The 13,073-nt window shown below is 61.8% G+C and carries 13 protein-coding genes; 9 read left to right on the top strand and 4 right to left on the bottom strand.

The window, feature by feature from the left end:
- Nucleotides 1-5 precede the first annotated feature (5 nt).
- Genes Q9316_RS14415 through Q9316_RS14405 form a run of 3 tightly spaced genes read right to left on the bottom strand, consistent with a single transcriptional unit; the run spans nucleotide 6 to nucleotide 2,961 of the window.
- Nucleotides 6-1,352: a glutamine synthetase family protein gene (locus Q9316_RS14415; RefSeq protein WP_306032276.1), complete on the bottom strand. Its 1,347-nt coding sequence runs from the start codon at nucleotides 1,350-1,352 to the stop codon at nucleotides 6-8.
- A gap of 21 nt (nucleotides 1,353-1,373) precedes the next feature.
- The gene (locus tag Q9316_RS14410; protein ID WP_306032275.1) at nucleotides 1,374-2,036 is read right to left on the bottom strand and encodes an isochorismatase family cysteine hydrolase; all 663 of its coding nucleotides are present in this window, start codon (nucleotides 2,034-2,036) and stop codon (nucleotides 1,374-1,376) included.
- A 43-nt stretch (nucleotides 2,037-2,079) separates the two neighbouring features.
- Nucleotides 2,080-2,961, bottom strand: a complete 882-nt coding sequence (locus Q9316_RS14405) for a MurR/RpiR family transcriptional regulator (RefSeq protein WP_306032274.1) — start codon at nucleotides 2,959-2,961, stop codon at nucleotides 2,080-2,082.
- Between the two features lie 167 nt (nucleotides 2,962-3,128).
- Here Q9316_RS14405 and Q9316_RS14400 point away from each other — a divergent pair, with 167 nt between their 5' ends.
- The 6 genes from Q9316_RS14400 to Q9316_RS14370 all read left to right on the top strand — a co-directional run bounded on the left by Q9316_RS14400 (nucleotide 3,129) and on the right by Q9316_RS14370 (nucleotide 10,046).
- Complete coding sequence (locus Q9316_RS14400) at nucleotides 3,129-5,003, top strand: branched-chain amino acid ABC transporter ATP-binding protein/permease (protein WP_306032273.1); 1,875 nt, start codon at nucleotides 3,129-3,131, stop codon at nucleotides 5,001-5,003.
- Between the two features lie 19 nt (nucleotides 5,004-5,022).
- Complete coding sequence (locus Q9316_RS14395) at nucleotides 5,023-6,177, top strand: ABC transporter substrate-binding protein (RefSeq protein WP_306032272.1); 1,155 nt, start codon at nucleotides 5,023-5,025, stop codon at nucleotides 6,175-6,177.
- A gap of 87 nt (nucleotides 6,178-6,264) precedes the next feature.
- Complete coding sequence (locus Q9316_RS14390; RefSeq protein ID WP_306032271.1) at nucleotides 6,265-6,999, top strand: ABC transporter ATP-binding protein; 735 nt, start codon at nucleotides 6,265-6,267, stop codon at nucleotides 6,997-6,999.
- Nucleotides 7,000-7,021: 22 nt separating this feature from the next.
- The gene (locus tag Q9316_RS14385; RefSeq protein ID WP_306032270.1) at nucleotides 7,022-7,909 is read left to right on the top strand and encodes a branched-chain amino acid ABC transporter permease; all 888 of its coding nucleotides are present in this window, start codon (nucleotides 7,022-7,024) and stop codon (nucleotides 7,907-7,909) included.
- Nucleotides 7,910-8,444: 535 nt separating this feature from the next.
- Nucleotides 8,445-8,690 (top strand): hypothetical protein, encoded by a 246-nt coding sequence (locus Q9316_RS14380; RefSeq protein WP_244763876.1) that lies wholly within the window; start codon nucleotides 8,445-8,447, stop codon nucleotides 8,688-8,690.
- A gap of 1,194 nt (nucleotides 8,691-9,884) precedes the next feature.
- Nucleotides 9,885-10,046 carry a hypothetical protein gene (locus tag Q9316_RS14370; protein WP_306032268.1) on the top strand — a complete coding sequence of 54 codons (162 nt, stop codon included), beginning with the start codon at nucleotides 9,885-9,887 and terminating at the stop codon, nucleotides 10,044-10,046.
- A gap of 243 nt (nucleotides 10,047-10,289) precedes the next feature.
- Here Q9316_RS14370 and Q9316_RS14365 read toward each other — a convergent pair whose 3' ends face one another.
- Complete coding sequence (locus Q9316_RS14365) at nucleotides 10,290-11,369, bottom strand: extracellular catalytic domain type 1 short-chain-length polyhydroxyalkanoate depolymerase (RefSeq protein ID WP_306032267.1); 1,080 nt, start codon at nucleotides 11,367-11,369, stop codon at nucleotides 10,290-10,292.
- A gap of 530 nt (nucleotides 11,370-11,899) precedes the next feature.
- On the opposite strand from Q9316_RS14365, the gene Q9316_RS14360 reads away from it, so the two are divergent.
- The 3 genes from Q9316_RS14360 to Q9316_RS14350 all read left to right on the top strand — a co-directional run bounded on the left by Q9316_RS14360 (nucleotide 11,900) and on the right by Q9316_RS14350 (nucleotide 12,879).
- A complete protein-coding gene (locus Q9316_RS14360; RefSeq protein ID WP_056321197.1) occupies nucleotides 11,900-12,109 on the top strand; it encodes a cold-shock protein in 210 nt (69 codons plus the stop codon).
- Between the two features lie 134 nt (nucleotides 12,110-12,243).
- On the top strand, nucleotides 12,244-12,468 hold the full coding sequence (locus Q9316_RS14355; RefSeq protein WP_306035314.1) for a hypothetical protein: 225 nt from the start codon (nucleotides 12,244-12,246) through the stop codon (nucleotides 12,466-12,468).
- A 30-nt stretch (nucleotides 12,469-12,498) separates the two neighbouring features.
- Nucleotides 12,499-12,879, top strand: coding sequence for a DUF6481 family protein (locus Q9316_RS14350; protein WP_306032266.1), 381 nt, complete (start codon nucleotides 12,499-12,501; stop codon nucleotides 12,877-12,879).
- Nucleotides 12,880-13,073: the final 194 nt, after the last annotated feature.

Genomic DNA, 13,073 nt, shown 5'->3' with positions numbered 1-13,073 from the left:
CCCCATCAATAGACGGTCGCGTAGCGGGCGCAGAGGTCTTCGGGCGAAAGACCCTCGACGATTTCGATCTCCTTGCGCTTCATGGCGAAGTAGCAGTCGAGGAAATCCTTCGAGAACCAGCCCGTCACCACGTCATCGGCAGCCAGTGTATCGAGAGCCTCCGAAAGACTGGAAGGCAGGCGACGGATGCCGAGCCTCGCCTGTTCCTCGGCGGAGAATTCCGACGGGTCAGTGTTGATTAATGGCGGCTGTTCCAACCCGGCGCGAATGCCCTCGAGGCCGGCACGCAGCACGACGGCCAGCGACAGATGCGGGCTCGCGCAGGCGTCCGCAGCGCGGTATTCCATGTTGAACTGTTTGGCCGGGTTGCTGCCGGGCAGGTCGAGCGTCGGGCAGATGCGCAGCGTCGCTTCCCGGTTCTTTTCGCCGAGGCAGGTATAGGCCGCGCTCCAGTGATGCGGCACGAGGCGCATGTAGGAGAGCACGGAGGGCGCGGTGAAGGCGGCCAGCGCCGGCAGGTGCCTGATAACGCCGGCCGCGAAGGACCCGGCGACCTTGGAGAGCCGTCCGGGGCGCGAGGCGTCGAAGGTCACGGGGTTGCCGTCGAGATCGGTGAAGCTGACATGCAGGTGCACGCCGTTGCCGACGCCGTTGGGGTCGGTCTTCGGCGCGAAGCTGGCGGTCCAGCCGAAGAGGGCGGCGACCTCGCGGGTCACGGCGCGGATCGTCGCGCCGCGGTCGGCGGCGACAAGGGCCGGGGCGGGACGGCAGGTGACTTCGAACTGGTCCTTGCCATATTCCGGCAGGAACATTTCCGGCTCGGCGCCGGCTTCCTTCAGCGCGGTCATCAGCAGGGATCCGAAGGGTTCGGCGCGGCGCTGGGCGCGCAGGCCGAAGGCGGGTGCCGCGAGCCAATTGGCCCCGAGAACCTGGAATTCCTGTTCGACCGCGCTGATGACCTTGAGGCCCGCTTCCTTCTCGAAGTCGGCCAGCGTCGCCTTGAGGAAGCTGCGCACGCAGCAATCCCACGGCTCGCCCTTCAGATCGGTGATGTCGGAATGATAGAAATGCAGCGGCGTCTCGTCCGGCAGGCAGGTGACGCGGGCCTTGCTTTCGGGATCAGCCATCAGCCGCAAGTCGCCGGCCGAGCCCCAGGGATTGGGGTCGGCGATGAGATCGAACGGCGTCAACGCGAGGTTCGCCGGCACCCAGCCGACGCCTTTGCGCAGGTAGTCTTCGATCTCGGCGGCGGCGAAGCTGCGGCCGCGGGTGATGCCGGCAATATCGGTCGTGACGAAGGTCGCAAGTTCCGTCAGATCGGCGAAGGCCTTGCTGCTGCTGTTCTCGTTCATGGTGATCCCCTTGTGATCCGATCAGGCGCGGCCGAGTGCGGAAAGGCGGCTGACGACGGTCTGCGTGTCGGTGATCCAGCAGTAGCCGGAATAGGCGCGCATCGCTGCGTCGTGACGCTCCTGGCTATAGGTGGCGCAGGCATCCTCGACGACGGTGACGAGATAGCCACGGTCGGCAGCATCGCGCACGGCCATGTCGACGCATTGGTCGGTGACGACACCGGCAATGATCAGATAGCGCGTGTTGAGATTGCGCAGCACATAGTCGATGTTCGTCGAATTGAAGACGCCGGACGAGGTTTTGGGCAGTACGATCTCGTTGTCGATAGGCGCCAGCGCCGGGATGACCTGTCCTTCGGGCAAGCCCTTCGGCACATGCATGTCGGAGAGCTTGTGGTCCAGCGAACGGTCACGGCCGTCCAGCGTCAGGCTCTCGATGATGGTGTGGAGGACGTTGCAGCCGGCCTTGCGGCCTGCTTCGAGAATGCGCACCTGGTTCGGAATGACCTTTTCGCGCAGGCGGCGGTGGTAGTAGCTGTCAGCGTCCTGCGGATGGGTCGGGTCGAGGTTCGGCTCGCACCAGATGCGCTGCATGTCGACATAAAGCAGGGCCGTCATGCCGTCCTCATAGGCGCTGTCGCGCCGCAGCAGGTCCTTGCCGTATTGCACTTCAATCGCAGTCATGTCTGTCCTCCAGTGGATGTCGGTTCGCCCTGAGGGCACTGTGTCATTTGCCGCCGTCGACCGGCGGGCTGTAGGCGTCTTCGGTGATGGCGTAGCTGCGGCGCAGGTCCTCCATGCGCTCGATGCGGCCACGCGATTGGCTGGCGAGACGGGCAGTGAGGCCGGCGATCAACGCCTCGGTCTGGGCGATGGCGGGCACCATCGTGTCATAGGGCGAAACCGTATCGACCGGCGCCATCAGCGTGACCGAGGCAAATTCGGCGATCGGCGAGACCCAACGGTCGGTGAAGAGCACGATGCGCGCGCCCTGTTTGGCCGCCTGCCGGGCGAAACGGATCGTGTCGATCTGGTAGCGGCGGTAGTCATAGACGAAGAGCACGTCGCGCTTGCCGAGATCGACCAGCTGATCGACCTGATCGGCCTGCGAGCCGTTGATCCAGCGCGTTTCGCCGCGCAGCTGCTTCATATGCGACCACAAGAGACCGGCAAGGAAGCCGCTGAACCGTCCGCCGAGGCAATGAACGCGCATGTTGAGATCAGCGGCGGCATCGATGGCGGCTTCGAAATCGTCGGGCGGCAGCATCTGCATCGACGCTTCCAGCGCGTGAATGCTGGCGCGCAAAAAGTATTGGTAGAAATTCTCCTGCTCCAGCGACGGCTTGCGCGTGTCGAGCATGGAGAGTGGCGAACTCATCCGCTCCTGCACTTCGCTGAGCAGCGCCGCCTGGAATTCCGGATAGCCTTCGAAGCCAAGCTTGTTGGCAAAACGCACGACCGTGGGATTGCTGACATCGGCAGCCGCGGCAAGGTGCGCGACCGTATTGAGGCCGGCTGCCGGATAGTTCGACAGCAGCTGCCGTACGATTTTCAGCTCCGCCCGTGTGAAGGCGATTTCCCCGTCCGTCAGTCGGTCTCGAATGGCCATTGCTTGCCTCCCCCTCGTGATCGGCGTTCGTGGCGCGATTTTAATTTTGTTACATTCTTGCTAGCAGACAATAAAAAATGAAACAAGATTGACATATGCGTTTTCTCGATTAACGTTTGTTGCGGGAACGGGCTCGACAAACGAAGCCGCAAATCGGGAGAATGCTGATGGTGCGCATAAGGCGCGGAACCGTCGTCGGGATCGTCGCGACGGTGCTTCCCCTGGTGATCGCAGCCCTGGTGGCGAAAGGCCTCTTTCCGGGAGCGGGAGAGCGGCTGGTGACGCTGTTCCTGATCAACGTGACCGCCGTCATCGGCATCGGTGTCTACAGCGGCAATTCGGGTATCATCTCGTTCGGCAATGTCGGCTTCATGGCCGTCGGCGCCTATGCGTCCGGCCTCCTCACCATCAATCCGATCGTGCAGAAGACGGCGCTGCCGCATCTGCCGGACTGGCTGATGGGCTGGGGCATGCCGTTCCTGCCGGCACTTCTTGTGGCGCTCGTCGTGGTGGCGCTGGTGGCGGTCGCCATCGGCATTCCGGTCGCCCGGCTCGCCGGTTCCTCCGCCTCGATCTGCACGCTCGGCTTCCTCGTCATCGTGCATGTCGTGCTGGTCGCTTCCAGCGATTTCACCCGTGGTAGTCAGACCTTTTTCGGCATTCCCCGTGCGGTGAATATCTGGGTCGCGCTTCCCTTCGCCATTCTCGCGGTCGCCGTCGCGCGCATCTATCGCGACAGCGCCGCCGGCATGAAGCTGCGCGCTTCGCGGGAGGATGAGATCGCCTCGACGGCCGTCGGCGTCAATGTGCGCCTGCACCGCTTCCTGGCCTGGGTGCTGGGTGCGATCCTGTCCGGGGCGGCGGGCGTGCTGTTTGCGCATTTCATCGGCGCCTTCTCGCCGAAGGATTTTTATTTCAACTTCACCTTCATGCTGCTCGCCATGCTCATCCTCGGCGGCATCACCACCGTCTCCGGCGCCGTCGTCGGATCGGCTGTCATCATGCTGATCGTGGAGCTGCTGCGAAAGCTGGAAGGCGGTGTCGATCTCGGCGCCTTCTCGCTGCCGACGGTGTTCGGCCTCACCGATATCGGCATCGGTCTTGCCATCCTGCTCGTCATGTACCGCCTTCAGGATGGTCTTCTCGGCGTGCGCGAGATTGACGAGCAGGTGCCGTTCCTCAAGCGGCTTTCCGCTGGCGTCGTCAAGCCGGTGGCCGAGCAGCCGGCGCAGGCCGCAGCAAAAGAACCGGGCACCTTGCGTGTCGAAGATGTCGGCAAGCGTTTCTCCGGGCTGGTCGCGCTGGAAAAGGCCGATTTCGAAATCCGTCCCGGCCTCGTTACCGGCCTGATCGGCCCGAACGGCGCCGGCAAGTCGACGCTCATCAACAGCGTCTCGGGCGTTGTGCCGCCGTCCACCGGCAGAGTGATGATCGATGGCACGGATGTCGCGTCGCTCCCGGTGCACCGGGTTCCGGTCACCGGCCTTGCCCGGACCTTCCAGAACATCCGTCTCTTCAAGAACCTCACCGTCCTGGAAAACGTCACGGTTGCCGCGAGCGCCATAGTCGGCGAGCGCGATCCCGTGGACCTTGCCCGCGAGGCGCTGGTTGAGGTCGGTCTCGGCACTGTCGAGGGCCAGCTTGCCGGCACGCTGTCCTACGGTGCGCAACGGCGGCTGGAAATCGCCCGCGCGCTGGCGCTGAAGCCCCGCTACCTGCTGCTCGACGAGCCCGCCGCCGGCATGAACCCGGCCGAAACGCAGGAACTGATGACCGTGCTCGATCGCATCCGCACGAAGCACCGGCTCGGGCTCCTCGTCGTTGAGCACGACCTCAAGCTCATCATGCGGCTTTGCGACGTGGTCGTAGTGCTCAACAAGGGCCAGCAGATCGCAATCGGCACGCCCGCTGAAATCCAGGCCAACCCCGCCGTCATCGAAGCCTATATCGGTCGCCGCCGTTCGGCCGCGCAGCAGACGAAGCCCGCAATCGACGCCGCCGTGCCGGATCTCGATCCGCATACCGCCGGCAAGCCCGCATAACCACCAGAGGAGAATAAGAATGAAAACGACGTTGAAGGCCTTGTTCTTGTCCACCGCGCTTGGCGCTCTCGCGTTCCCCGCACTTGCCGAGGACCTTGTCGTCGGGCTTGCAACCGCGCAGACCGGCGGCCTCGCGCCCTATGATCAGCCGTCGCTGAAGGGCCTGCAAATGGCCGTCGACGAAATCAACGCGGCCGGCGGCATCGCCGGTAAATTCCCGATCAAGATGATCGCCAAGGATACCCGCTCGGATGCCGCCCAGACCGCGCTCGTCGCGCAGGAACTGGTTGACGAAGGCATCAAGATCCTGATCACGCCCTGTGATGCCGACCCGTCGATCGCGGCCGGCCAGATCACGCAGGCCGCGCAGATCCCGGCCTTCTCCTTCTGCGCCACCACGCCGACCATGCCGCTCGCCGTCGGCGACTACATGTTCGGCAACTATCCGGCCGATAACGTCCAGGCCGCCGTGCTGGCGAACTACGCCAAGGAAAAGGGCTTCAAAACCGCCTATGTGCTGAAGTCGCCGGATACCGCCTATACGCTGAAGCTGCCGGAATATTTCGCGACCAGCTTCAAGGGCAAGGGCGGCGAAGTCGTCGGCGAGGGCACCTACAGCATGGGCCAGCAGGATTTCAGCGCCGAAGTCACCAAGATCAAGGCGCTGAACCCGGCGCCCGACGTCATCATGACCGCCGCCTATGAACCGGATTTCCCGGCCTTCATCCGTCAGCTGCGCGGCGCGGGTGTCGCCACGCCGATCCTCGGCAGCGACGGCATCGATTCCCCGACGACCTTCGGCCTCGGCCCGTTGGTTGACGGCGTCGTCTTCACCACGGCCGGCTTTGCGACGGAGGGCAGCCCGCTCGCCGCCTTCAACGAGAAGTACAAGGCGAAGTTCGGCCAGGACCCGGATACGGTCTACATCGCCAACGGCTACGATCTCGGCAAGGTCATCGAGGCGGCCGTCACCAAGGCCGACAGCGTGGACTCGACTGCCATCCGTGAGGCCATCGCCTCGCTCGACGGCGTCGAGGGCGTGACCGGCAAGATCAGCTATGTCGGCACGCAGGGCATGCCGCTGCGTTCGGTCTCGCTGGTGCGCATCGAGGGCGGCAACCGCTCGCTGGTCAGTCAGGGCGTGCCGGCGGCCGAGGACGTTCCCGCACCGTGATCTCTCAAGCGATGCCCTCCGGCGTCAGTCGGAGGGCGATCTTCCTGCTGTTGGCCGGGGCGGACATGCCGCGGCGAGGATTTGCCGATGACGCGTGAGACTTCCGACGATACCCCCTTGCTCGAGGTCAGCGGCCTCAAGGTCGCCTATGGGCCGGTCGAGGCGCTGAAGGGCGTCGACCTCAAGGTCCGCAAGGGCGAGATCGTCACCCTGCTCGGCGCCAATGGCGCGGGCAAGAGCTCGACGCTCAATGCGCTCGTCGGCCTCGCCGCCAAGAAAGCCGGCCGCGTGACCTTCGCCGGCAAGGACATTTCCGCCCTGCCGCCCGAGATGATCGTGCGCATGGGCATGACCTTGACGCCCGAGGGACGTCGCATCTTCCCGACGCTGACGGTCGATGAACACCTTCTTCTCGGCGGCGCCATGCACAAGGGCAGGGGACAGATCGACACGGTGCGCGAAGACATGCTGTCGCGCTTCCCGATCCTCAAGGAGCGTCTGCACCAGAAGGCCGGCTCGCTCTCCGGCGGCGAACAGCAGATGCTGGCGATTGCCCGTTCCATGATGTCCTCGCCCGATCTCCTGCTGCTCGACGAACCTTCGCTCGGCCTTGCCCCACAGATCGTCGACCAGATTTTCGAGCTGATCGCCGGCCTGCGCGCACGCGGGCTGACGATCTTGCTCGTCGAGCAGAACGTGTCGCTGTCGCTGGAGATCTCCGACGCCGGCTATGTCATGGCGAACGGCCGCATCGTGCTGTCCGGCTCCGCTGCCGATCTGCGCAATTCCACCGAAATCCAGGGCGCGTATCTCGGCGCGTGACCGGCAAGAAGGAAAACCATCCATGGACATGTTCCTGCAGCAACTGGTCAATGCGCTGAGCCTTGGCGGCACCTATGCGCTGCTCGCGCTCGGCCTTGCCGTCGTCTTCTCGATCATGGGCTTGATCAACTTCGCCCATGGTGAGCTGATGACGGCCGCCGGCTACGGCCTGTGCTTCGCCCTCATCGTCGGCATGCCCTTCGGCGTTGCCGTCATCTTCGCGCTTGCCGTCGCGATCGTGCTGGTGCTGCTGATGGAGCGCATCGCTTTCCGCCCGGTGCGCGGCGCGAGCGGCACGACGCTGCTTCTGACGAGCTTTGCCGTCAGTGCCATCCTGCGCGTGCTGTTCCAGAACTTCATTTCCGCCCGTCCCAAGCCGGTGCCGATGCCGATGAGCCTGTCCGGCACGATCGAGATTGGCGGTCTGCATATCGGTGTTATCCAGGCGATTTCCATCCTCGTCACCGTCATCATGCTGGTCGGCCTCAACCTCTTCCTGCGCACCACGGTGTTGGGCCGGGCCATGCGGGCGGCGTCGGAGGATTTCGCCATCGTCCGCCTGATGGGCATCCGCGCCAATGCTGTCGTCGCCACGGCCTTCGCGATTTCCGGCCTCATGGCGGGTGTTGCCGGCATTCTCTGGGTGGCCCAACGCGGCAGCGTCGATCCGCTGATGGGCTTCCTGCCGGTGCTCAAGGCCTTCATCGCGGCGATCATCGGTGGCCTCGGCAGCCTTTCGGGCGCCGTCGCCGGCGGCTTTCTGCTCGGCTTCATCGAGGTCTTCCTGCAGGCCTACCTGCCGGAAAGCCTACTCAGCTATCGCGACGCCTTCACCATTTTGCTTGTCATCGCAGTTCTGTTGTTCGCACCGCAAGGCTTGTTGGCTCGCAAGGCGATCGTGAAGCTCTGAGCGAGGTGTCCTGCTCACCTGGGATGCCCTTGATTCGCCGGTGCAAAGACGAGGGCACAATGTGGGTGAAAAGAACTTGTTCCTGCTGGGCCCCGGATAGCTGAATATAGCGCTTTCAGGCGCCTGCAGAATTATAGAGAATGTCAGCCCGCCAAAGGCGCAACTATCGGGCCGCTGGTTCGAGCCCATTCAAGAGCTCAATTATAGCGTTCCATCGCGTCGATGATATTGTTGGAGGGCGCGGCGTGGCGCCCTTCGGTGTACCCAACCTGCTGTTATTTTCCGCGCTGTCGAGGGTAGGGGCTATGCTCTGCTCTTATCTTCATCCGTACCGCGCTGAAACTTTGTTTCGCCTCGGCCAGCCGACCGGGAGGATTGCCTATCGACTCATCAGGCGTAGCAGTTCATGCTTCTGTGCTTGCACTTTAAAAAGGTGCTACGTTTTCCTCGGAAAGACGCACTGATCTTCGTTATCGGCGACTTTTCGAGAGCGGGGTGGCATTGGTTCTAACGGCAACCCCACGGAGGAATAGCTATGACCATCAAACCTATGAAATTCACTGTGAAGCAAACTTTGATGGTCGAAGGGCACGAGGTGGGGGACGGTATCTATGTGGGGCAAAAGCTGTCCGACACTGAGATTGAGCGCTCGAAGAGCCGGAACGCGTCTTACTTCTTGCACTTCGCACCGCCGAACGTGGCCGATGATCTCGCTGTCGTGCAGCGCTTTGATCTCGACGTTACCGAGTACGTGCAAAAAGGTCAGATCGTCGTCACCTAGGCGACGCGCAGGCGCCTTACGGAACCGGCGCAGCCCTCGTTTCCAACTGCCTTATTTGATTGCTTGCTAATGCCGCCATAAGCGCGCAAGGTCGTTACTCCAGCAGCCATCATTACGGGCGCTGCTGTTTGAGGGCTTGCTACCCTGGCCCCAAAGAGAGGAGGACGACATGTCTTCCAACTTCGCAACTCATCAAGATCGATATCTCGTTGCTGCGACCGCGTCACAGTTCGCTGTCGGTGCAAGCATTGTTATGATCGTCTACGTCCTCATGGATGGCTGGCTGTGGTAGGCGCCCGGCTAGGAAGCCGGAAAACCAGGGCTAGATTTCGAAGCGCCGTCTATCGGGCGCTTCCGCCCGCCTCCAATTTAGCTGCTGCAGCTACCAGCACATCACAGGGCGAACGCGTCATGAGAACGACTGAGAAAGAAATTACATTCCACAGGCCTTTCCGGCTTGAATCACTCGTTGAGCCGCAAGAGGCCGGCACGTACCGCCTAATAGTCGACGAAGAACTCATCGTCGGATTGAGTTTCCCCGCCTACAAGCGCGTAGCTACTCATCTTGAGATACCGCGCCTCTCTTCATCTTCGATCGTTCGCCAACGCCTTCAGGTTTCGTACGATGACGTTCATCGGGCCTTAGCTCTCGATGCCAAGGCCTGAATGGCTAACGTGCCACCGTCTTCGAACTGAATTTGCCTTCGACCGCTCTATTGAAAGGATGACATTATGTCTTCCACCACTTACCGTTTCCAGAACCGTCAAGTCGTTACCGAGATGGCCTCCCACTTCGCGGTTGGCGCTAGCTTAATCATGACCATCTATGTTCTCTCAGAGGGCTGGCTGTGGTGATCCTGACCTTCAAAGCATCGAGGACGAGCAAGAGCCTTAGTAGCGAGGCCCAACCGGAATACAAAGAAGCTCGCGATGTCGCCCGCCTATTCGAAGGTCCGGCCAGACGTTTCGCGGAGGCGAAAACACCCCGCCGCTGCGAAGCTCTCAATATCTGGGATGATGAGCACGACTTGTAGGAAGCGAATCTTCCAGTTCGCCAGCATCTCCACCGGCACGGGCATCGACCTCCGTCGGGTATCAGCCGGTTGCTATATGGTCGTTGACCACCTACACAAGCTCATCGGTTTAGGCGCGCCTCTTGCGCTCATGTCTTGCGACAATCCCTAGGAGAACATCGTGGCGCAATCCAAAGACGCTTCGGCGTCTGCCCAGAAGTACGATGCCAAGACACTGGCGAAGAAGCACCGGATCTCCGTCGAGGATGCAGGGCGGATCCTTGCCGAGCACGGCAACGACCGGAAAGCTGCTGACAAGGCTGCGCGATGTATCGCAGTGTGACATTGTTTAGTGCCAGCCCTGCTTCCAACATCGGCGGGCCATTTCCTGGATTTCGAACGCTGAGACGCCGAGTCGTCACACAAATACGTGCCTTCGTGACCTTCGAAGCAAAGGCCGACGACCGCTGGTTGTTGAATTTCTTCCACGGTCAACTCGCTTGCGGCAGGCGCTCCCTCATCCTCAATATGGTCGACGACGTCGCGTGCAAACCCGAGGAGATGCCTTGGGCGAGCCGAGATCACATCATTTCATAAGCCCGGCCAAGCGCAGCGCGTTTTCGATAACGGATTGAATTTTGTTCCCGCCACCGTCGCTCGGGTGTCTGGCTGGCCGCTCGTCGAAAGTTTCAGCCTTCGGTCGCTGGCGTCGCTCAAAGGAGGCTGCGAGGCCCCATGTCCTTGCGATCTCAACGGTTGAGGAAACGCCGACATCCAGCATGAAGGGCGCGGCGTGGCCATAGCCGGTGGAGGCATCGACGGGTGTGCCGTGGGCCATCCCGGAGATCCAGTAGAGTTCGATTGTATCAGTGCCGCGCCCGTCGCGCCAGGCCGACCGCGAATAGTTAGCGAACATCTCTGAGGATGTCGGCTGTTCCGGCAATGCATGGACACCTCGCCACTGCGCGACGATCGCCGCCGCGTTTTCCGGCACGACCGTGTTGTCACCGGTTCCGTGCCAGACGGAAACCGTCGGCCACGCCCCCTCATGCCGTGAGGCGGCGCGCAGGCTTGCTTGCAGGGCGTTCGTCTTGGGAAGTCCTTGCCCGCGCATGCGATCGAATGCTTCCGGCACGGTGGACGCGGCTGCGTATGGAAGGCCAGCGATGATGGCGCCGCCGGCAAAAACGTCCGGGTAGCAGGCCAGCATTGCATTCGCCATGGCACCGCCGGCCGAAAGGCCGGTTATGTAAACCCTGCGATCATCAATGCGATGTTCGGCGACCAGCGTGGCGATCATCTGCCGGATGGACATGGCCTCGCCCTCATTGCGCTGTGTGTCGGCGGTATTGAACCAGTTGAAGCACAGGTTCGCGTTGTTCTGCCGGACCTGTTCCGGAAATAGAACGACGAAACCGTAATCCTCCGCCAAGGCGGACCACCCTGAGCCGGCGTCGTAACCGGCGGCAGTCTGCGTGCAGCCGTGCAGCACAACAACCAGGGCCGGCGCAGCAGGCAAATGTTTCGGAACGTGGTGCCATGCGGTCAAAGCACCGGGGTTGCTCCCGAATTGATCGAGCTTCCTGAGAATGGAACCGGTCGGGGTGGCGGGTTTCACCGCGCGCAACCGGGCAAGGCGTTCGAGCGTATCGGACAGAGATCTCATGGGGTGCTCCAGGGGCGCGCCGGATTGGCGCATAGACCCTAACACCTCAGCAGCGATATGGTTGCTGCACTGCACAATGAATCTGATTTAAGAAAGAAGCAACTCCGAGATGCGGCTTCGATCAGGCTTAGCGTTTGACGATCAATGCGGCTTCTTCGTCGTCACACTGGCGCCCTCCGAGGGCGGCGGCAGCGGACGATCAACGCACCGACGAGCAGCGACCGCGCGCCGAGCATCGCCACCGTGCGGCGGACTTCCATTGCCGCGTATTGTGCGAAAAATAGGAGCGAAGGGGGTGCTGACGGCCTCTCTTAAATACAACCAGACGCCGAGAATATTGGAAGTCAAAAACTAAAAATTGACAACGGGATAGGACGCGCCTATATACCGCTTGTCGATATTTGCTTGCTTAGCTTTGATTGTCGCGCGCTTGGCACCGTGCCCTGAACGAACCTTTTCTTTCAAAATCGCTATCACATCTGCAACGCCGCGGGCGTTGTGGTTCTCTTATTGCTATGAAAGGGTTCACCATGACCACTGGCACAGTTAAATGGTTCAATTCCACCAAGGGCTTCGGCTTCATTCAGCCTGACAATGGCGGCGCTGATGCCTTCGTCCACATTTCTGCCGTCGAGCGCGCCGGTATGCGTGACCTCGTCGAAGGTCAGAAGATCGGCTTCGAATTGGAGCGCGATAACAAGTCGGGCAAGATGTCGGCCTGCAATCTGCAGGCTGCCTAAGCCATCCGGTATCTGCTTTCCGTTGACCACGGATGTACTGGCACTGTCGAGAGCATGATACCACCCAAGGTCAGGCAGCGTGCCTGGCCTTTTTTGTTGCCGCACCATCCTGCGGCGCCCCAACCGGAAAAACCATGTCACACACACATAGCAAATCTCGCGAAAAGGCGGAGATCGCCTTCGCCAATGCTCAATCGCAATTCTTCGCGCGCAACAGTGCCGCTGAGGAGCTGGATTCCATCGTTCTGGCCCGTGAGGAGAAGACCCGACGGCTTCGCGAGGCGCGCCTTGCAAAAGAACTGACCGATCGGGAGGCGGCGATCATCTCTCTCCTCGCCAAACGCGCCAGAACGGCCTGACTTGTAAACTACGACCCACAGGACAAAGATTTGAAACACGCCAGAAACAATGACCTCTCCGATCGCCGTAGCGCGGCTGCGGAAGCAAAGTCCGCTCTCCTGAGTGCCTTTCGTACGGCAAGCACTACTGACGAACCTGCCAGATTGGCGAGGCAATCGGAGCGGGCGACGATCGCCGCCGCCAGGGAAGAGCGGCGTCTCGAGCGCGAACGGGTGAAACGCGATGAGGCCGAACGCCAGGCAGCCGAGGCAGCCGAGCGACAGGCGGCTGCGGATGCGGCGTCGCGCGCCGAAACCGAAGCGCGTGAAGCCGCAGAAAGAAATCGTATCGCACGGGTTGTCGACGACGCGGCCGCCCGCAAGGCCGAACGCGATCGGCGCTACGCCAATCGCAAGGCCAAGCCTGCCTAGCGTCCAAGTCTTGGACGTCTAGCCCGAGTCCTTGAGCTGATCGAATGTGCTGCCAGCTTTCGTGCTGCCGCTTTTTCTTGAGAACGCTATGGGTTGCGCGAGAAGCCGAATTCGTCCGCTCCCCAGGGGTCTTATCGCCATGGGCGTCGCGGTAAGTGCTTCCACCGTGAGCACTTTCCTGCCACACAGATTAC

The sequence above is a fragment of the Shinella zoogloeoides genome, assembly GCF_030733845.1.
GTDB classification, from domain to species: Bacteria; Pseudomonadota; Alphaproteobacteria; order Rhizobiales; family Rhizobiaceae; genus Shinella; species Shinella zoogloeoides_C.
The sequence above is the reverse complement of the archived record's forward strand: the minus strand, read 5'-3'. Positions and strand labels throughout refer to the sequence as shown.